Origin of the sequence: Pseudomonas sp. (assembly GCF_048265905.1) — a bacterium.
Classification (GTDB): domain Bacteria; phylum Pseudomonadota; class Gammaproteobacteria; order Pseudomonadales; family Pseudomonadaceae; genus Aquipseudomonas.
The window spans coordinates 492,201-511,444 of sequence record NZ_JBLXAP010000001.1; the positions used below are offsets into that span (position 1 = coordinate 492,201).

General features: G+C 55.0%; 17 protein-coding genes. 8 read left to right on the forward strand and 9 right to left on the reverse strand.

The window, feature by feature from the left end; genetic code table 11:
• Window positions 1-2 precede the first annotated feature (2 nt).
• Window positions 3-521 (forward strand): ribosome biogenesis factor YjgA, encoded by a 519-nt coding sequence (gene yjgA, locus ACN0UH_RS02350; protein WP_417660533.1) that lies wholly within the window; start codon window positions 3-5, stop codon window positions 519-521.
• Window positions 522-626: 105 nt separating this feature from the next.
• On the opposite strand, the gene tldD is transcribed toward yjgA, so the two are convergent.
• From tldD to mreB, 8 genes are all read right to left on the reverse strand, one after another.
• Entirely contained in the window at window positions 627-2,069 is a 1,443-nt protein-coding gene (gene tldD, locus ACN0UH_RS02355; protein ID WP_417660534.1) for a metalloprotease TldD, read from the reverse strand.
• A 2-nt stretch (window positions 2,070-2,071) separates the two neighbouring features.
• Window positions 2,072-2,920, reverse strand: a complete 849-nt coding sequence (locus tag ACN0UH_RS02360; RefSeq protein ID WP_417660535.1) for a carbon-nitrogen hydrolase family protein — start codon at window positions 2,918-2,920, stop codon at window positions 2,072-2,074.
• A gap of 93 nt (window positions 2,921-3,013) precedes the next feature.
• Window positions 3,014-6,838 carry a YhdP family protein gene (locus tag ACN0UH_RS02365; protein WP_417660536.1) on the reverse strand — a complete coding sequence of 1,275 codons (3,825 nt, stop codon included), beginning with the start codon at window positions 6,836-6,838 and terminating at the stop codon, window positions 3,014-3,016.
• Between the two features lie 31 nt (window positions 6,839-6,869).
• Complete coding sequence (rng, locus tag ACN0UH_RS02370) at window positions 6,870-8,327, reverse strand: ribonuclease G (protein WP_417660537.1); 1,458 nt, start codon at window positions 8,325-8,327, stop codon at window positions 6,870-6,872.
• Window positions 8,328-8,394: 67 nt separating this feature from the next.
• Complete coding sequence (locus tag ACN0UH_RS02375) at window positions 8,395-8,994, reverse strand: Maf family protein (protein WP_417660538.1); 600 nt, start codon at window positions 8,992-8,994, stop codon at window positions 8,395-8,397.
• Between the two features lie 33 nt (window positions 8,995-9,027).
• Complete coding sequence (mreD, locus tag ACN0UH_RS02380; RefSeq protein ID WP_417660539.1) at window positions 9,028-9,516, reverse strand: rod shape-determining protein MreD; 489 nt, start codon at window positions 9,514-9,516, stop codon at window positions 9,028-9,030.
• The gene (gene mreC / locus ACN0UH_RS02385; RefSeq protein ID WP_417660540.1) at window positions 9,513-10,460 is read right to left on the reverse strand and encodes a rod shape-determining protein MreC; all 948 of its coding nucleotides are present in this window, start codon (window positions 10,458-10,460) and stop codon (window positions 9,513-9,515) included. Before mreC ends, mreD begins: the two co-directional genes overlap by 4 nt.
• Before the next feature lie 267 nt (window positions 10,461-10,727).
• On the reverse strand, window positions 10,728-11,765 hold the full coding sequence (gene mreB, locus ACN0UH_RS02390; protein WP_010489781.1) for a rod shape-determining protein MreB: 1,038 nt from the start codon (window positions 11,763-11,765) through the stop codon (window positions 10,728-10,730).
• Between the two features lie 237 nt (window positions 11,766-12,002).
• Here mreB and gatC point away from each other — a divergent pair, with 237 nt between their 5' ends.
• The 7 genes from gatC to ACN0UH_RS02425 all read left to right on the forward strand — a co-directional run bounded on the left by gatC (window position 12,003) and on the right by ACN0UH_RS02425 (window position 18,308).
• The gene (gatC, locus tag ACN0UH_RS02395; RefSeq protein ID WP_087518118.1) at window positions 12,003-12,290 is read left to right on the forward strand and encodes an Asp-tRNA(Asn)/Glu-tRNA(Gln) amidotransferase subunit GatC; all 288 of its coding nucleotides are present in this window, start codon (window positions 12,003-12,005) and stop codon (window positions 12,288-12,290) included.
• Between the two features lie 15 nt (window positions 12,291-12,305).
• On the forward strand, window positions 12,306-13,757 hold the full coding sequence (gene gatA, locus ACN0UH_RS02400; protein WP_417660541.1) for an Asp-tRNA(Asn)/Glu-tRNA(Gln) amidotransferase subunit GatA: 1,452 nt from the start codon (window positions 12,306-12,308) through the stop codon (window positions 13,755-13,757).
• An 11-nt stretch (window positions 13,758-13,768) separates the two neighbouring features.
• A complete protein-coding gene (gene gatB, locus ACN0UH_RS02405) occupies window positions 13,769-15,214 on the forward strand; it encodes an Asp-tRNA(Asn)/Glu-tRNA(Gln) amidotransferase subunit GatB (protein ID WP_417660542.1) in 1,446 nt (481 codons plus the stop codon).
• A 234-nt stretch (window positions 15,215-15,448) separates the two neighbouring features.
• A complete protein-coding gene (locus tag ACN0UH_RS02410) occupies window positions 15,449-15,832 on the forward strand; it encodes a septal ring lytic transglycosylase RlpA family protein (protein WP_417660706.1) in 384 nt (127 codons plus the stop codon).
• A gap of 100 nt (window positions 15,833-15,932) precedes the next feature.
• Window positions 15,933-17,024: a calcium/sodium antiporter gene (locus ACN0UH_RS02415; RefSeq protein ID WP_417660543.1), complete on the forward strand. Its 1,092-nt coding sequence runs from the start codon at window positions 15,933-15,935 to the stop codon at window positions 17,022-17,024.
• 14 nt (window positions 17,025-17,038) lie between these two features.
• Window positions 17,039-17,419, forward strand: a complete 381-nt coding sequence (locus tag ACN0UH_RS02420) for a carboxymuconolactone decarboxylase family protein (RefSeq protein ID WP_417660544.1) — start codon at window positions 17,039-17,041, stop codon at window positions 17,417-17,419.
• Between the two features lie 208 nt (window positions 17,420-17,627).
• Window positions 17,628-18,308, forward strand: a complete 681-nt coding sequence (locus tag ACN0UH_RS02425; protein ID WP_417660545.1) for a CatB-related O-acetyltransferase — start codon at window positions 17,628-17,630, stop codon at window positions 18,306-18,308.
• On the opposite strand, the gene ACN0UH_RS02430 is transcribed toward ACN0UH_RS02425, so the two are convergent.
• Entirely contained in the window at window positions 18,265-19,206 is a 942-nt protein-coding gene (locus tag ACN0UH_RS02430; protein WP_417660546.1) for an AEC family transporter, read from the reverse strand. The genes ACN0UH_RS02425 and ACN0UH_RS02430 overlap by 44 nt on opposite strands.
• Window positions 19,207-19,244: the final 38 nt, after the last annotated feature.

Here is a 19,244-nt window from a genome sequence, read left to right on the forward strand (position 1 = left end):
CCATGTCTGAATACCTTGACGACTTCTCCGAAGAGAAAAGCAAAACCCAGGTCAAACGCGAGCTGCATGCCTTGCAAGACCTCGGTCAACGTCTGGCTGCTCTAAAGCCTGACCTGCTAAACAAATTACCACTCACCGAAGAGCTGCGTACTGCGCTGGCTGAAGCCCCTCGGCACACAGCTAATTCGGCGAAAAAACGTCACACCCAGTTTATCGGCCGGTTAATGCGCGATCAGGACACTGATGCGATTCTGACCCTGCTCAATCAACTTGACGCCTCAACCCGTCAATACAACGAGCGCTTCCACGGCCTTGAGCGTTGGCGCGACCGTTTACTTAACGGCAACGACGAAACCCTTGAAAGCTTCGTCAGTGAATACCCTGAAGCCGATCGCCAACACCTGCGCCAGCTAATCCGCCAAGGCCAACATGAAGCAGCGCAAAACAAAGCGCCAGCGGCCTCGCGTAAAATCTTCAAATACATCCGTGAGCTAGACGAGACTAAACGCGGCCTGCGTTAACCCTCGAAAGCAAGCGGGTGGGCGGGCGGGACCTTCCCGCGCCTTAAAACTGCAAAGAAACCCAATTCCCAATAGGTGATTGGCGTGTCTTTGCAGTTTTTTGCATTAACTACCTGTACCGCCGACGGTAATTGCATCTATTTTCAAAGTTGGCTGACCCACACCAACCGGAACCGACTGGCCATCTTTGCCACAGGTGCCAACACCGCTGTCCAGCGCCAGATCATTGCCAACCATCGACACCTTGCTCATGGCCTCTGGGCCATTCCCGATCAAGGTTGCCCCCTTGACTGGTGCAGTAATTTTACCGTCTTCAATCAAATAGGCTTCGCTGGTTGAGAAGACAAACTTGCCGCTGGTGATATCGACCTGTCCGCCACCGAGGTTGGCGCAATAGATACCCTTCTTCACCGATCGGATAATCTCTTCCGGATCGCTCTCACCTGCCAGCATGTAAGTGTTGGTCATGCGCGGCATGGGGAGATGCGCATAAGACTCACGGCGCCCATTACCAGTAGGCCGAACGCCCATCAGCCGGGCATTGAGCTTGTCCTGCATATAACCTTTGAGTACGCCATTTTCGATCAACGTGGTGCACTGCGTTGGCGTACCTTCATCATCCATGCTCAGCGAACCACGCCGCTCAGCCAAGGTTCCATCATCAACAATGGTGCACAGGCTCGAAGCAACTTTCTCACCCATACGGCCGCTGTATGCAGAACTGCCTTTACGGTTGAAGTCACCTTCAAGGCCGTGGCCAACGGCTTCATGCAACAACACACCCGACCAGCCAGCGCCCATCACCACCGGCATACTGCCCGCAGGTGCTGGAATCGCCTCAAGGTTAACCAGAGCCTGTCGCAATGCTTCACGGGCATAGCCCATGGCCCGATCTTCGTTAAGAAAGTAACGGTAATCGGTGCGTCCGCCACCGCCATGGCCGCCACGTTCACGACGACCATTTTGCTCAACAATGACGCTGACGTTAAAACGCACCAGCGGACGAATATCAGCCCCAAGCCCACCATCTGTGGAAGCGACCATGACCCGATCCCAAACACCCGCCAGGCTAACTGTGACTTGCTTGATTCTCGAATCGAGCGCACGTGTTGCTTGGTCAACCTGCTTGAGCAGTTCAACCTTTTCAGCACGGCCCATCACATCAAGTGGATTATTTGGCGCATATAACGCGGTAATTTCTGGGCTGCTAAAAGCCCGGACGCAGCCGTTTTGCCCTGCCCGAGCAATCGAACGTGCAGCGGCGGCAGCTTGGCTCAATGCCTTTGCGGTAATCGCATTGCTGTAGGCAAAGCCGGTCTTCTCACCGGACTGGGCGCGCACACCGACACCTTGGTCAAGGTTAAAACTGCCTTCTTTGACGATGCCGTCTTCTAGCACCCAAGTCTCAGACACCTGACTTTGAAAGTACAAATCGGCCGCATCAATCCCCGGCCCCGCTAACTCGCCTAGAACACCGGGCAAACTATCGATAGTCAGACCGCCCGGGCTCAACAGGTGATCGCTCACCGACATCAGCATCTCACTCATAACTACTCCAAACCTGGCAGCCGCGGGTCGGCCGCTGCAAAAAATCGTTTATGCCGCATTACTGGCATTTGTTGGCGAATCAAGGCCTGTTCCGCCGCATCTCGCGGCGCCACCAGCGCCCCGCTGCCTTGGGCCTGACTCAGGCAAATGCGCCCCCATGGGTCAACAATTGCTGAGTGGCCATGAGTCTCACGACCGCCGGGGTGAAGGCCACCTTGCGCGGCAGCCAAAACGTAACATTGAGTCTCGATGGCACGCGCCCGAATCAGCACCTGCCAATGCGCGGTGCCAGTCACGGCGGTAAACGCCGACGGCGCGCTGATCAGCTGCGCCCCGGCCTCACGTAAAGCGCCATACAGCTCAGGAAACCGCAGATCGTAGCAAACGGTCAAACCAAGACGCCCAACGGGCGTATCTGCGACCACCACCTTGCTGCCAAACTCATAGTCATCCGATTCACGGTAGCGCCCACGGCTGTCAGCGACATCAACATCAAACAGATGCAATTTGTCGTAACGCGCAGCAGGCTCACCATCAGCATCAATCAAAAGCGAGCACGCATTGGGTTTAGCATCTGGATGACCCGCCGCAGGTAATGGAATTGTGCCAGCAACTATCCATAACTTGAGGTCACGGGCGGCCAGTTTCAACCATGGCAGTATTGGTCCGCGCCCCATTGCCTCTTCACGACCGATTTGACGGTAATCGCGGCGGCCCATTGCAGCAAAATTTTCAGGTAGAACAGCAAGGCTAGCACCTTGCTCGGCGGCGCTTTCAAGCAACTTGCGCGCTTGCTGCAGGTTAGTCAGAACATCGTCCTGACTCACCATTTGAATAACTGAGAGGTTCATGTTCTTTCCCACAGCAATAACCGAATACCCGCCAGTCTACGCCCCTCTCAACTTCCTGGCAGGCCGAGCAGTGCGCTTACCTGGGTTTTGTACTTACCTGGGTTTTTCAAAGGGTTTATCAAAGTCGATCTTGGGTGACTGGATCGGGCCTTTGACGTCGTACTGGACACTGGCAAAGCGCGCGAAGTGATCGCCCAGCAGCTTGTCAACAACAAACAATGCACCGCCAATGGCCGGCGCCCCTACAATCAGTGCGGCGATAGGCAAGTTGTTTGTCACTGGCAGTGTCACCAATAATTTAGCGTCGATAGTTTCATCGACCATATTCAGGGTGCCATTGAGTTCCAAGTCACTTGAAGGGCCTTTTAGGGTAATCGGCCGCTTGGTGACATAGACACCATTAGTCGCATACAAATTACCTTTTACCCGGTCATAACTCAGCCCTTCACCCAACAGGTCCGAGAAATCCAAGCGCAAGCGACGCCCAATCGAGTTGAAATTGAGCAGTCCGAACACCCGCAACGCTGAAGCAGAACCTTTCACTTCAACAAATTGGCCCTTACGCAAAGCAGCGTCCATGTTGCCACTGAATCGCGCCAAGCTGACATTCAGTGCAGAGCCAGGCCAAGAGCCATCTACATCAAGACGAAAGTGCTCGCTAGTGGCAGTCGGAGCAAAGCCCCAAGCCAGCAATACATCTTTCAGGTCTTCACCCTCAAACCGGCCTTTGTACCAGCTCCTGGAGCGACCTGCTTCACCTTCCCAACCGGCAGTGCCAGTCACCCTCAAACCCGCAAGATTGATATTCAAATCACTGAACGCAACGCCACTGGCTACCGCGCGGGCTTTCAAAGACGAAGGGCCCAGCGACTGTTCGCCGAGCTTTATGTCAGCCACTTTGAAATCAATCGAAGGAATTTTATGCGGATCAATATCCGCCAATGGATCAGGTGCTTCAGTTGCGGCCGCAGCTGTTGGCTCAGGCTTTGGTAAGCGGATATAGGCAAGGTCTGCGTTAATTGGCCGGGATGAGGCATCAGGAAATACGATACTGCCCTTGGCGAGTGAGCTGTCGACTGACAATGCCCATGCAGGACCAGAGCGACGCACGCCCACGGTAACGTCATTGACAGTTTTACCAAACCCGACAAAGCGGCCAATATTCAGTTGCGCATCGTTGAAAGCCTGCAACTCTGTACCCTTGGATGAGCTTGTATACGGGCTGACCGCCTGCTGCCAATCAGCCAGGTTCAACTCTGCAACCGAACCGCGCAGACGATAGCCCTTCTGGGTCGGCAGTTGCGCCATTCCACTCCCCAAACGCAACTCGCCACGCCCTTGGAGAAAACTAGCGGCTGGAGAGACGCCATTGAAGCTCAGCATGTTTGCATAACTCAGCTTATAGCTGCGCTGCTCACCACCGAGGCCCAACTCGAGAGTTGTGCTGCGCTGATCATTCGCGGCCTTGCCGAAAGGGGCTGGCAGATCAATTGCCAAGCCTTTGAGTTCAGAATCAATTTGCAAATTGCTTTGCGCACCATCGATTTTCAGGCGCATTCGGTACGGCACATTGCCGTTTGCAGGTATAGGTTGAGTCACCGCCAGCCACTGAGTCAGCGTCTGCAACGGAACTTGCCCTTGAGCCTCAATCAAACTCGTTGCTCGACCATCAACAGCTTGAGCAATGGCCTTGCCTTTGGCTTTATGACCGAGCAACTGTGCTTGGATGCTCGGCGCACTCAACCCCTTGGCCGTGTCATAGCGGAACGCGCCGGAGACATGGCTGAGATCGAGTTTAGGATTGGCAATTTTAACGTCTGCGTCCTTTGCGGTGAAATCCACAATCACCTTAGGCGTGCCTTTTTGCAGCGGGATATCCAAGTCCAGCGCGCCGACTAAATCACCTTTGCCTTGCCAGCCAGAAAAGACCTCCGCCGTGCCGATCGGCGCTTCCTTGAGGATTTTCAGCGCATCGCCAACACTACTCTCAAGATCAGCAGTCAACTGCAGATGGGGTGGTGTATCCGGGTCCTCAAGCGGGATGGTTACATTGACGTTTTTCACCGTACTGTTCAGCACTTTGCCCTGCGGGACACGAATGCGCACCTGATCATCTTCAATTAGAACTTCACCGCGAGCACCTTTCAGTTCGGGCCAACCCGGCTGGTAGGCAAGCTCAGCATCGTGCACGGCAAAGTACAGGCTAATACTATGCGAAGCCTTGCTAGAGCCTTTGTTGAGCGAGCCCTGAAACTGGAAATAACCTTGATCAACAGCACCGGCCTTGATCGAAGTTTTCAACCAATCGGCCAACGCTGGGCTGAATTCTGGAACTAGCGTGGGCAAGTACTTTTCAGTAAATCGAGCGTCGCCTTCAGTAATGCCGACACGCAAGTCCATGTAATCCTCAACCTCAGGATCACCGGTCAGACGAATCAGAAAATCAGCAGCAGCTTTGCCTTCATCGCCCGTGGCTTGTACATAGGGGCTACGCAGGGTTAACCCTTGCTCGTTAATCCGCCAATCAACCTGGCCTCTGGCGGTGTGATACAACCAAGCTTTGGGAAACAAAGTTGCCAGGTCGAGCGAGAAGTCTTTGGCATCGAGCAAAATCGTGCCTGAGCCCAGGTCGCCAGTGACGCTACCCGTAATATTTTCAATACCGGGCACATGATCGTAGGCGGAAAAACTGATCCCATCGGTATTGGTGGCAAACTCCACGCGTTTATCGCCCTCGGCTTCAGGATGAAAACGCAGGGTGGCATTAGTCAGGGCCCCGCGAGGGTCTAGCGTACCAATTGCAGCAAGGGCCTTGTCCGAAATCGGCGCCAGTGACGTCACCAGTGGCAATAAAGGTGCGACCTCCAGGCGATCAACACTGAGCGCCCAAGTCTCGGCATCTTCAGCCTGCTTGGCATGCTGTTGCAGGGTAAAGTTTACCGGGCCAACTTGCTGTTCGTTGGCGCGTGCAGTGAAGTTGGATACCTGTGCAGTCAGGCCATCGGCATCGCGCTCAAAGTAACTGTTGAGCACCACGTCTGTCAGGTTCGCTGGCTTACGTTGCGCGTAGTGGCCTTCAACCCTGGACGCTTTAATTTGCGTCACAGCACGCCGCAAAGCACCGTCAGCCCACGACAACCAGAATTGACCACCAACTTGCAGATGGTCCAATGACCAATCGCGGGTGAGCGTCTGAGGTAGCCAGCTGGCCCAATCTGTTTCAGGCAATTGAAGATAGACCTCAGCCTGCAAGTCGCGCCATTTTTTGACGTTCATCTGCGTGCGCACCTGCAACGCCAACGGCTTACCATCCGGTAACTGCAAACGCCCATCAAGGCGTTGGTGACCACCGGCGAAGCCCAACGTCAGGTTTACGTAACGCAGCGTGTGTGCGGGCTGATTAAATGCTTCGAGGGTCACCTGACTATTGAGCAACGAAAGATGACGTACCATTTTCAACTGCTCAAGCAGCTTCTCGACATCAATCGCAGTACTGTCTTGCTGTTTTGGCAAACCTTCAACGCGCCACTCACCGGCATCGTTCTCCGTGACACTGAGTTGCAAGCCATCAATCGCCAAGAGTTCAGCCCGTGGCTGCATGGCCATTGCACTGGCTATCAAGTCCGGAATAAGGCGAATTTGATCAAGGCGCATAGCATCAGCACCATCGCCCAAGATCACGTCATGAGCGATCAATTCGGGAGCTAACCCACGCAAACTGCCCTCAAGCGACCCAATAGACACAGGCAAGCCTAACGCTGCCTGCGCTTGATCTTCGGCCTGTATACGGTATTCAGCAATTAATGGCGTGAGCTGCCGACCGAGACTGACCAGCAGCGCAGTGACGATTAACACCAGCGCACAGAACCCTAAGCTCCAGCGCAGAACCGTTGCCAACCAGCCGCCTGAGCGTGCCAACTAACTCAAACCTGTTCGGTGGGGGTGTACGTCATAACAGCACCACATCGTATTGTTCCTGGGAGTACATGGTCTCCACTTGAAACTTAATGGTGCGGCCAATAAAGGCCTCTAGATCTGCAACATTGCCTGACTCTTCATCGAGCAGGCGGTCTACTACTTTTTGATTGGCCAACACCCTGTATCCCTCTGGCTGATAGGCTCTTGCTTCACGCAATATTTCCCGGAAAATTTCATAACAGGTGGTTTCCGGGGTTTTTAACTTGCCGCGTCCCTGACAACAAGCGCAAGGTTCGCAGAGCACTTGCTCAAGGCTCTCGCGTGTACGCTTGCGGGTCATTTGCACCAGACCCAATTCGGTAATACCAATGATATTGGTCTTTGCGTGATCACGCTCTAATTGTTTTTCCAACGTGCGCAAAACCTGACGTTGATGCTCTTCATCTTCCATGTCGATAAAGTCGATGATGATAATCCCACCGAGGTTGCGCAAGCGCAGCTGCCGGGCAATTGCCGTAGCGGCCTCAAGGTTGGTTTTGAAAATGGTTTCTTCGAGCGTGCGATGGCCAACGAATGCGCCAGTGTTGACGTCAATGGTACTCATCGCCTCAGCCGGATCAACCACCAGGTAGCCACCGGACTTTAGCGGCACCTTGCGATCAAGGGCTTTCTGGATCTCATCTTCAACGCCGTACAGATCAAAAATCGGCCGTTCGCCCGGATAATGCTCAAGGCGGTCAGAGATTTCCGGCATCAGCTCACTGACGAAGTGGGTGATCTTCTGAAAAGTCTCACGCGAATCGATTCGGATCTTCTCAGTGCGCGGGCTGACCAAGTCACGCAATGTACGCAAGGCTAAGCTGAGGTCTTCGTAAATAACCGAGGGCGAAGACGCGGACTTCATCTGCCCGGCGATTTGCCCCCACAAACGGCGCACATAGCGGATATCCACCAGGATTTCATCTGCGCCCGCGCCTTCAGCCGCAGTGCGTAAAATGAAACCACCGGTTTCTTCACTGCCCTCGGCACCTACGCAATCTGCCACTACTTGCTTGAGGCGCTCACGCTCGGCCTCATCTTCGATCTTTAGCGAGATGCCAACATGACTGGTGCGCGGCATGTAAACAAGATAACGCGATGGCAGCGACAGTTGCGTCGTCAGGCGCGCTCCTTTACTGCCGATCGGGTCTTTGGTGACCTGCACCACCAAGCTCTGCCCTTCATGCACCAAAGCGCTGATGGATTCGACGGCAGTACCTTCGCGACTGGAGATTTCTGACGCATGAATAAAGGCTGCACGCTCAAGGCCAATATCGACAAAAGCGGCCTGCATTCCAGGCAACACACGAACAACTTTGCCTTTGTAGATGTTGCCAACAATCCCGCGGCGCTGAGTACGCTCGACATGGACTTCCTGCAACACACCATTTTCGACTACTGCCACGCGCGATTCCATCGGCGTGATGTTGATCAGGATTTCTTCACTCATGCGTCCATCTCTTTTGAGATGAAGCTGCAAACTCGGGGAGCCCGCTCGCCCGTGACCTACAACTTCCTTAAGTGTGGACTGGCAACGATTGCCAGCACGGAATTGCAAATTCTGCGAGTAACTCAGCTGTTTCACACAGGGGTAAACCCACCACTGCCGAATAGCTGCCCTGCAATTGGCTGACGAACACGGCCGCCAACCCCTGAATACCGTAACTGCCTGCTTTATCCTGCGGTTCACCGCTGGCCCAGTATGCCTGTGCTTCGGCATCTGAAATGCATCTAAAGGTTACCTGACTTGTCACCACCGCCGCTCTGGTTTTATCGCGCGCAACCAACGCCACCGCAGTCAACACTTGATGTTCACGTCCTGACAGCGCTTGCAAGGTCGCCAGCGCCTCGTTCCGGTCAGATGGCTTGCCAAGGATTTTGCCGTCGAGAACCACCGCCGTATCAGAACCAAGCACAACCGCCTCAACCGGCGATTCAAGCTGATCAAACACCGCCTGCGCCTTTGCCCGCGCCAAGCGCTCGACATAATGTCTTGGCTGCTCATCAGGCAACACAGTTTCATCGACTGGAGAGACTTGCGTGATAAAGGGCACACCGATCTGCGTAAGCAACTCCCGCCGGCGCGACGAACCTGAAGCCAGATACAAAGTGGCCATGCAGAGTTCTCCCTGTCGAAGGCAAATGCCTGCTTAATTGACGCCTAGGCGCTGTTGAATGCTACGTAGAATGACACTGACCCACGGCCAAAGCAGCACACTGACAACCGCTGGCAGAATAAACGTAAGGGTTGGCGGACGGCTACCGGTTAACGCGTTAAGCCATAACTGGACTAACTGAGCCAAGCCAAATACAACCATCAACACCAAGCTCTGTTGCCACATCGGAAACATGCGCAAGCGCTGATGCAGGCTTAATACCAAAAAGGTGATCAGACTCAGAATCAGCGCATTCTGGCCGAGCAACGAACCATTAAGCACATCCGCTAACAAGCCAAAAGTCCAGGCGGTTGCCATGCCGACACGATGCGGTAGCGCCAACACCCAGTAAGTCAGAAATAGCGCGAGCCAAAGAGGCCGTCCAATTTCCATAAAGGCTGGCAAACTGGAAACGCTGAGCAACAGTGCGAATATCAAACTCAGCCAGACAACCCACGTATTGCGTGCACGAACACCACTCATTGCTGTGCTCCTTGCTGTGACTGTGGCGGTGTTGTCGAGGGTGGTTGCGGAGCTGGAGTTTCAGTTGATTCGCCTTCGGCAGGTGCAGCAGACGGCATCGACTGGAGGTCTTCGGCCTCTTGCGCCTGAGCCGCCTCAGTTGCGCGCTGCTCGGGCGAGCGTGGGTCGGTAAACACCAGCAGCATGTATCGGCTGCGGTTGAGGTTAGCAGTCGGAATCGCCCTGACAATCGCAAACGGCTGACCCGAGTCATGGATCACCTGCGACACCGTTGCCACCGGATAACCGGCCGGAAAACGCTGACCCAAGCCAGAACTGACCAACAGATCGCCCTCTTTGATATCGGCCGTATCAGCAACATGACGCAGCTCAAGGCGCTCAGGATTACCGGTGCCGCTGGCAATTGCACGCAAGCCGTTGCGGTTCACTTGAACAGGAATACTGTGGTTGGTATCGGTGAGCAGCAACACTCGCGCCGAATAGGGCATGACTTCGACCACCTGCCCCATCAGGCCGCGCGCATCGAGCACCGGCTGTCCGATCACCACACCGTCTTTCGAACCTTTATCAATCAAAATGCGGTGAGTGAACGGATTAGGATCAATGCCGATCAGCTCGGTGGCGAGCACATCGTCATCAACCAACGCCGCCGAGTTAAGCAGCTCGCGCAAGCGCACGTTCTGTTCGGTCAGCGCCGCCAGCTTCTGCAGGCGGCGCTGCATCAGCAGGCGTTCAGTCTTGAGCTTTTCGTTTTCAGCGACAAGTTCAGTGCGCGAACTCAACTCTTGAGTGGTGTTTTCCCACAAAGTCACCGGCAAGCTGCCCAGCCAATAAACCGGCTCGACAATCACGCCCAACTGGCTACGCATAGGCTTGAGCACCTCAAAACGCGCATCTACCACCATCAAGGCAGCCGAAAGCACGGCCAGCACCAGCAGGCGCACACCGAGCGAAGGTCCTTTGGCAAATAGCGGTTTGATAGGCGGGTCCTCGTAGCATCAGACATTAACAAAAAGCTGCAAGTGAGCCCGGGGCCCGCCTTGCAGCTTTTGTTTAAGGAAACTCTGAGAAACTACTGCGCTCGATATTACGGCGTTAAAAAACTGCTCAAAATGCTCATTTAGGCAACTAAACTCCGCTTTTTCGCATCTTTCTGCCTTGTACTATCTACGCTCGCTACCTTTTTCAGAGAGTCCCTAAAACGGAAGGCTTTACTCCGTGGACAGCAAGTCCATGGTGTGACGATCCATCATATCTAACGCTTTACCGCCGCCTCGTGCAACACAGGTGAGCGGATCTTCGGCAACAATCACCGGCAGCCCAGTTTCTTGGGCCAGCAACTTGTCGAGGTCACGCAACAGGGCGCCACCACCGGTAAGCACCAGACCACGCTCAGCAATATCTGAAGCCAGCTCTGGCGGTGACTGCTCAAGCGCGCTCTTAACCGCCTGAACGATAGTCGCCAGCGACTCTTGCAGCGCTTCAAGCACTTCGTTGGAGTTCAGCGTGAAGCTACGTGGCACGCCTTCTGCCAGGTTGCGACCACGAACATCAACTTCGCGCACTTCACCACCTGCATAAGCGGTGCCGATCTCTTGCTTGATGCGCTCAGCCGTCGATTCACCGATCAGGCTGCCGTAGTTGCGACGCACGTAAGTGATGATGGCTTCGTCGAAACGGTCGCCACCAACACGTACCGACTCAGCGTAAACCACACCGTTCAACGAGATCAGGGCGATTTCAGTGGTACCACCACCGATATCCACGACCATCGAACCGCGCGCTTCTTCAACCGGCAGGCCAGCACCGATCGCAGCAGCCATTGGCTCTTCGATCAGAAACACTTCACGGGCACCGGCACCAATCGCCGACTCACGGATGGCGCGACGCTCAACCTGAGTCGACTTACAAGGTACGCAGATCAAAACGCGAGGGCTTGGCTGCAGGAAGCTATTTTCGTGAACTTTGTTGATGAAGTACTGCAGCATCTTTTCACAGACACTAAAGTCGGCGATGACGCCGTCTTTCATCGGGCGAATTGCGGCAATGTTGCCCGGTGTACGACCCAGCATGCGCTTGGCCTCTGTACCGACAGCAACGACGCTCTTCTGGTTACCGTGGGTACGGATAGCAACGACGGAAGGCTCATTGAGAACAATTCCGCGCTCGCGAACATAAATAAGGGTATTGGCAGTGCCCAGGTCAATAGAGAGATCGCTGGAAAACATGCCACGCAGTTTTTTGAACATGGGATATAGGACCCTAGGAAACGCGTGGGTAAAAAAAGTGCGGCAAACTCTAACAATGGAAGGGATTTTGAGCAAGGCACCAATGTGTTAGATTGCCTGTTTTTCCGGGCTTGTGCCCCACCATCGCGGCCTTTGACCGCTGGTTTGCGAAATACGTTCCCTGCATATCGCATGCATGACGACTCAATCACACTTTCAGGCGGCCTGTTTAAAGGCGGCTTAACACAGGGAAATCCAATGGCGCTTGAACGCTCCGAAGTGGAAAAAATCGCCCATTTGGCTCGACTAGGCCTGAATGACAGCGAAATCCCACAAACCACCGAGACTCTCAACAACATCCTCGGCCTAATTGACCACATGCAGTCGGTAGATACCAGCGGTATCGAACCTTTGGCTCACCCCTTGGAGGCGACACAACGCCTGCGAGCCGACGAAGTGACTGAAACAAATCATCGCGACGACTACCAAGCAATTGCCCCGGCTGTCGAAAGCGGACTTTATCTTGTTCCAAAAGTTATCGAGTAAGGGAAAGAGCCTAGTATGCACCCAATGACTCTGGCCGAGATCGCCCGCGGACTCGCCGACAAAACATTCTCATCCGAAGAACTGACCCGCACCCTGCTGGCGCGTATTCAGCAACTCGATCCGCAACTCAATAGCTTTATCAGCGTTACTGAAGACCTCGCGATCCAGCAAGCCAAAGCCGCTGACGCACGTCGCGCAACTGGCGAGACTGGCGCTTTGCTCGGCGCGCCCATCGGTCATAAAGACTTGTTCTGCACCCTCGACATTCGCACCAGTTGCGGCTCGAAGATGCTCGACAACTTTAAAGCACCGTATAACGCCACCGTGGTCGAAAAACTGGCGTCAGCTGGCGCGGTAACACTGGGCAAGCTGAACATGGATGAGTTCGCCATGGGCTCGGCCAACGAGTCCAGCCACTACGGCGCAGTGAAAAACCCGTGGAATCTTGAGCGTGTCCCAGGCGGCTCATCCGGCGGTTCAGCAGCGGCTGTGGCAGCGCGCCTGCTGCCTGCTGCCACCGGCACCGACACTGGCGGCTCGATTCGCCAACCGGCCGCGCTCACCAACCTCACCGGGATCAAGCCGACATACGGTCGCGTGTCGCGCTGGGGCATGATCGCTTATGCGTCCAGCCTTGATCAGGGCGGCCCATTGGCGCGCACCGCTGAAGACTGCGCCTTGATGCTGCAAGCCATGGCTGGGTTCGACCCGAAAGACTCGACCAGTGTCGACCAGCCGGTTGACGATTACCTCGCCGCGCTAGCCAAGCCGCTGACCGGATTACGCATTGGCTTGCCAAAAGAGTATTTCAGCACTGGCCTCGACAGCCGAATCGCCGATGCGGTGATGGCTGTTGTTGAACAACTGAAATCCCTTGGTGCCACGGTTAAAGACATCAGCCTGCCCAATACTCAGAACGCGATTGCAGCTTATTACGTCATCGCCCCAGCTGAAGCCTCATCCAACCTGTCACGCTTCGATGGCGTGCGTTTTGGTTACCGCTGCGAAAACCCGGTGAACCTTGAAGATCTTTACAAGCGCTCACGCGGTGAAGGCTTCGGCGCCGAAGTTAAACGCCGGATCATGGTCGGTGCCTATGCCCTGTCTGCCGGTTATTACGATGCGTACTACATCAAGGCCCAGCAGATCCGCCGCCTGATCAAGAACGACTTCGTGACTGCATTCAATGATGTCGATGTAATCCTTGGCCCAACCACACCAAACCCGGCGTGGAAACTTGGCGAGAAGAGCAACGACCCAGTCGCTGCCTACCTTGAAGACATCTACACCATCACCGCCAACCTTGCCGGTATTCCCGGTTTGTCGATGCCCGCCGGTTTCGTCGATGGCTTGCCGGTCGGCGTGCAACTGCTGGCGCCGTACTTCCAGGAAGGTCGCCTGCTCAACGTGGCGTACCAATATCAACAAGTCACTGATTGGCACACTCGCGTGCCAGCCGGATTTTAAGGATCACTCAGATGCAATGGGAAACCGTGATCGGGCTGGAAATTCACGCACAGCTCGCGACTCAGTCGAAAATCTTCTCGGCCAGCGCCACCACGTTTGGCGCCGAACCTAACACCCAAGCCAGCCTGGTTGACCTCGGCATGCCCGGCACGCTGCCGGTGCTCAATGCTGAAGCCGTGCGCATGGCTTGCATGTTTGGCCTGGCGATTGATGCTCACATCGCCCCGCGCAATATTTTTGCGCGCAAAAACTACTTCTACCCGGACCTGCCGAAAGGCTACCAGACCAGCCAGATGGATGACCCGATCGTCGGCATCGGCCACCTGGATATCACCCTTGAAGACGGCACCGTCAAGCGCATCGGCATCACCCGTGCGCACCTTGAAGAAGACGCTGGCAAAAGCCTGCACGAAGACTTCCAGGGCATGAGCGGCATCGACCTTAACCGCGCCGGCACGCCGTTGCTGGAAATCGTCTCGGAGCCGGACATTCGCAGCGCCAAAGAAGCCGTTGCCTACGTCAAATCGATCCATGCGCTGGTGCGCTACCTCGGTATCTGTGACGGCAACATGGCTGAAGGCTCACTGCGCTGCGACTGCAACGTATCGGTGCGACCAAAAGGTCAGGCTGAATACGGCACCCGCGCCGAAATCAAGAACGTCAACTCGTTCCGCTTCATCGAAAAAGCCATTAACCACGAAGTTCAGCGTCAGATTGAGCTGATCGAAGATGGTGGCAAAGTCGTTCAGGAAACCCGCCTGTACGACCCAAACAAAGATCAGACCCGCTCGATGCGCAGTAAAGAAGAAGCCAACGATTACCGCTACTTCCCCTGCCCTGATCTGCTGCCGGTGGTTATCGAACAGAGCTACCTTGATAAGCTGCGTTCGACCTTGCCTGAGTTGCCAGTGCAAAAGCGCGAACGTTTCGAGGCGCAGTTTGGTTTATCGGCATACGACGCCAACGTCTTGGCTTCAAGCCGGGAAATGGCCGACTATTTCGAAGCCGTTGAGAAAACCTGTGGCGACGCCAAACTCGCCGCCAACTGGGTCATGGGCGAGCTTTCCAGCCTGCTCAACAAAGACAACCTTGATATCGAGCAGTCCCCGGTCAGCGCCGAGCAACTGGGCGGCATGATCCTGCGCATCAAAGACAACACCATCTCCGGCAAGATCGCCAAGATGGTCTTTGAAGCCATGGCCGCCGGTGAAGGCTCTGCCGATCAGGTCATCGAAGCCAAAGGCCTCAAGCAGGTGACTGACAGCGGTGCAATCGAAGCGATGCTTGATGAGGTGCTCGCCGCCAATGCTGAGCAGGTTGAACAGTACCGTGCAGCGGAAGAAGCCAAGCGCGGCAAGATGTTCGGCTTCTTCGTCGGTCAGGCCATGAAAGCCTCGAAAGGCAAAGCCAACCCGCAACAAGTGAACGAACTGCTGAAAAAGAAGCTCGAAGGCTGACAAGTCATCGCATGGCGAATTGGTTGATCCCTTTAAGATCAGCTGTGCAGTGCCATTGCCCTACAATTCGGTGCACCCGACTTGTAGGGCGGATGACGCTTTTCTCATCCACCATGAGTGGCACTGGCAGTCAGAACCGACGCTACTCGTAAGGAAATGCACGCTTTGCTGTTTGAGCTGCACGTGGTGAGCAAGCTGCGCATTGCCACACCCTACGACTTTTTCGGAGCCCGTATGCAACGTTCACTGATATTGCTCGGACTGTTCATCCTGTTGGCTGGTTGCGCCAGCAACACCGTCGACAGTCCTGGCGCTGCGGCTGTTGGCGCTGGTACTGGCAATGCTTCATATTACGGCGCCAGGCATCATGGCAAGAAAACTGCCAGCGGCGAGCGTTTCGACCAGAACGCGCTAACCGCAGCACATCGCACGCTGCCCTTCGGCAGCCGTGTATTGGTGACTAATTTACGCAATGATAAAACCGTGACGGTGCGCATTAACGACCGCGGCCCATTTGTGCGCGGACGGATTATCGATGTATCGAAAAAGGCTGCAGAGCAGCTCGATATGATCCGTGATGGTGTCGCCCCGGTATCCATCAAACTGTTGCGTCCATAGCGAAGTTGCAACGGGTAAAAACTGGTTACCAATCACCCGAATTTTTTATAGCGCCAAATCTGCGGCTGGCTAAACTAGCCGCATCTTTCTGGAGCCCCGTATGACGCTACTGACATTTGTATATTTAATTGCCGGCTTGGTGCTTTTGGTGGCTGGCGCCGAAGTATTGGTACGTGGCGCTGCCAAGCTGGCGGCGCAATTCGGCATTCCACCGCTGGTGATCGGCCTGACCGTGGTTGCCTTTGGCACCAGCGCCCCGGAAACCGCAGTCAGCGTGCAGTCGGCTGTCAGTGGCAGCGGCGACTTGGCGATCGGTAACGTGGTCGGCAGCAACATCGCAAACGTATTGCTGGTACTCGGCGCAACCGCGTTGATTGCGCCATTGATTGTTTCACGCCAACTGATTCGCATGGATGTGCCGTTAATGATCGGCGCCAGCCTGTTAACGTTTGGCCTCGCCTACGACGGCAATCTTAGCCGCATTGACGGCGCAATATTGTTCACTGGCATCGTTGCCTACACCTTCTTCCTGGTGCGCAGCAGCCGCAAACAAGGGGTGGCGGAAGCGGACGATGAATTTGCAGCCGAGTTTGGTCTCGACCAACCGGCCAAGCCAAATGCATGGCTGATCAACTTGCTGCTGATCGTTGTTGGCTTAGTGCTGCTGGTCGGTGGCTCGCACTTCCTGGTTGAGGGTGCAGTGACACTGGCCCGCGCATTGGGCCTGTCAGAACTGGTGATCGGCTTGACCGTCATTGCCATCGGTACCTCGCTGCCCGAGTTGGCGACGTCGATCCTTGCAGCGTTCAAAGGTGAACGCGATATCGCCGTGGGTAACATTGTCGGCAGTAACCTGTTCAACCTGCTCAGCGTGCTGGGTTTGGCCGCACTGGTTGCGCCAAGCCCTATTTCGGTGTCACCCAACGCACTGGCATTCGACTTCCCGGTGATGATTGCAGTCGCAGTCGCTTGCCTGCCAATCTTCTTCACCGGCTACCGAATCAGCCGTTGGGAGGGTTTGCTGTTCTTGGCCTATTACGGTGCCTACACCCTGTATCTGGTGCTGTTCGCCACCGGCCGCCCGATTGTTGAAAGCTTTGGCCACGCGATGATCGGCTATGTTATTCCACTGACAGTGGTCACCTTGATCATTGTCACCGTGCGTAGCTGGCAGAAACAGCGACTGACTTGAGCGGGGAACAGAGCATGAGCAAAACACCTTTAGACGGCGAACAAATACGTCGCGAAGTCATGGGCGATACTTACGTCGATCGCGCCTTGGGCAATGCCACAGCGTTTACTCAACCGCTGCAGGATTATGTCAACGATCATGCTTGGGGCGGTGTCTGGAACCGTGAAGGGCTGGAGCGCAAAACCCGGAGCCTGATCACCCTCGCAGCACTCACGGCGCTGAAATGCCCGCAGGAGCTAAAAGGCCACGTGCGCGGCGCATTGAACAACGGTTGCACGGTTGAAGAAATCCGCGAAACCCTGCTGCACTGCGCGGCTTACGCGGGGGCTCCAGCGGCAATCGACGCTTTTCGCGCGGCTCAGGAAATCATTGATGAGCATCAGCAAAAAAACTGAGCTTGGGATGATCGTGCAATAAAAGCCGGGCTGATTGCCCGGCTTTTTTGGGTTTGGACAGTCGTTCGAACTAACGTGTCACCTGAACCTTTTGCTGGCGGGTCGCTCACCAAGATACAATCCGCAACAGACAAACACAGATATCGCACTATCGTAATATTTCTATTACATAGCGGGATAATGTCGATCCTATGGATGGGATATATAAATGAAATTCTTAGCGAAATTGCTTAGTCGCAGTGCCAGAAAACGTATCCGCAATACACCAAAGCTGTATCGAAACACAGTGAAACTGCGCGAGCGTTATCCGCACTATACATTTGGCGATGGCACTTACGGCAAACCCAAAGTGCATGACTGGAATGAAGGCACCAAATTGCATGTTGGTGCCTATACCTCGATTGCAGGTGGCGTTGATATCTACTTGGGTGGCCGTCACCGTTCCGACTGGATAACCAGCTACCCATTCCCGCTGCAGATGCAAGAGCTTTCCCATATCAAGGACGCGACTGGTAGCAATGGTGATGTCATCATCGGCAGCGATTGCTGGATCTGCTCAAAAGCCATGATTCTTTCTGGCCTGACCATTGGCGATGGAGCAATAGTTGCTGCGGGCGCCGTTGTCACCAAAGACGTCCCGGCCTATGCCGTAGTTGGGGGCAACCCTGCACGCCTGATCCGCTGGCGTTTCGAAGAACCAATCAGGCAGATGCTGCAAGAGTCCGCTTGGTGGGACTGGCCTACCGAAGAAATCAAGGCCATCGCCCCACTCCTCTGCACCAGTGATTTCGATGCTTTCGGCCGTTATGTCGCTGAACGCAAACAGGCCAGAGCAACATCAAAGCCTAGATCCAACCCAGCATCTTCAATAGCAGCAGGCCAACGTTGATTGAAACCACCGCCCCGAGCGTGGTCATCACGATAATTGCAGCAGCCAACTCATGGTTGCCGTTGGCGGCGCGGGCCATGACATAGCTAGCCGCCGCCGTCGGGCTGGCGAAGTAGAGAAATAACACTGCCAGATCAGCATCGCGAAAACCACAAAGCCAGGCGCCAAGCGTTGCCAAAATGGGTAGCCACACCAGCTTCATCAAACTTGAGCCAATCGCAATATCACTGCTCTGGCGCATGGATGCCAACGACAGCGTGCCGCCAATACAGATCAACGCCAGAGGCAGGGTCATATGCGCAAAATACTCGGCTGACGCTAATAACCATTGCGGCAGCTTTATCTGCCAATAGGCAAATGGCACCGCCAATGCCACGCCGATGATCAGCGGGTTGGTCAGGATGCTTTTACACAATGTTCGTGGGTCGGTTTTGGCGCCGGGGCTATAAATCGCCAGCACCAGCACCGAAAGGATGTTGTAGCAAAAGATCACCACCCCAGCGAGCACACTGCCGATTGCCAAACCATAGTCACCGTACATGCTGGTCGCCAAGGCCAGGCCGACGACGCCGTTATTACCGCGAAACGCACCTTGGGTATAGATACCGCGCTCAATCTCAGGACAACGCAGAATCGCCCAGCCCCAAGCCACACAGAAGGTCGCTATTGTGGCGAGCACGAAATAGATAATCAGCCCAGGCTTGAAGGCCTGACTCATGTCGGCGTTGACGATACCGAGAAACAGCAAGGTCGGCATGGTGCCGCGAAATACCAGCTCGGATGCCGTACCAATGAAGTTATCGTCGATCCAGCGCAAACGCTTGAGCACCACACCGAGAAACAGCATGGCGAATACCGGTGCGGTAATACTGACGGTTTGCAGAACGATTTCGAACACAGCTGCCTCAGTCCAATTCCAAGCGTCTAGGTATCTAG

Excerpts from the sequence above, each read along its gene's own strand:
- yjgA (WP_417660533.1), top strand. The coding sequence starts at position 3 with ATGTCTGAATACCTTGACGACTTCTCCGAAGAGAAAAGCAAAACCCAG.
- tldD (WP_417660534.1), bottom strand. The coding sequence starts at position 2,069 with ATGAGTGAGATGCTGATGTCGGTGAGCGATCACCTGTTGAGCCCGGGC.
- ACN0UH_RS02360 (WP_417660535.1), bottom strand. The coding sequence starts at position 2,920 with ATGAACCTCTCAGTTATTCAAATGGTGAGTCAGGACGATGTTCTGACT.
- rng (WP_417660537.1), bottom strand. The coding sequence starts at position 8,327 with ATGAGTGAAGAAATCCTGATCAACATCACGCCGATGGAATCGCGCGTG.
- ACN0UH_RS02375 (WP_417660538.1), bottom strand. The coding sequence starts at position 8,994 with ATGGCCACTTTGTATCTGGCTTCAGGTTCGTCGCGCCGGCGGGAGTTG.
- mreD (WP_417660539.1), bottom strand. The coding sequence starts at position 9,516 with ATGAGTGGTGTTCGTGCACGCAATACGTGGGTTGTCTGGCTGAGTTTG.
- mreB (WP_010489781.1), bottom strand. The coding sequence starts at position 11,765 with ATGTTCAAAAAACTGCGTGGCATGTTTTCCAGCGATCTCTCTATTGAC.
- gatC (WP_087518118.1), top strand. The coding sequence starts at position 12,003 with ATGGCGCTTGAACGCTCCGAAGTGGAAAAAATCGCCCATTTGGCTCGA.
- gatA (WP_417660541.1), top strand. The coding sequence starts at position 12,306 with ATGCACCCAATGACTCTGGCCGAGATCGCCCGCGGACTCGCCGACAAA.
- gatB (WP_417660542.1), top strand. The coding sequence starts at position 13,769 with ATGCAATGGGAAACCGTGATCGGGCTGGAAATTCACGCACAGCTCGCG.
- ACN0UH_RS02410 (WP_417660706.1), top strand. The coding sequence starts at position 15,449 with ATGCAACGTTCACTGATATTGCTCGGACTGTTCATCCTGTTGGCTGGT.
- ACN0UH_RS02415 (WP_417660543.1), top strand. The coding sequence starts at position 15,933 with ATGACGCTACTGACATTTGTATATTTAATTGCCGGCTTGGTGCTTTTG.
- ACN0UH_RS02420 (WP_417660544.1), top strand. The coding sequence starts at position 17,039 with ATGAGCAAAACACCTTTAGACGGCGAACAAATACGTCGCGAAGTCATG.
- ACN0UH_RS02425 (WP_417660545.1), top strand. The coding sequence starts at position 17,628 with ATGAAATTCTTAGCGAAATTGCTTAGTCGCAGTGCCAGAAAACGTATC.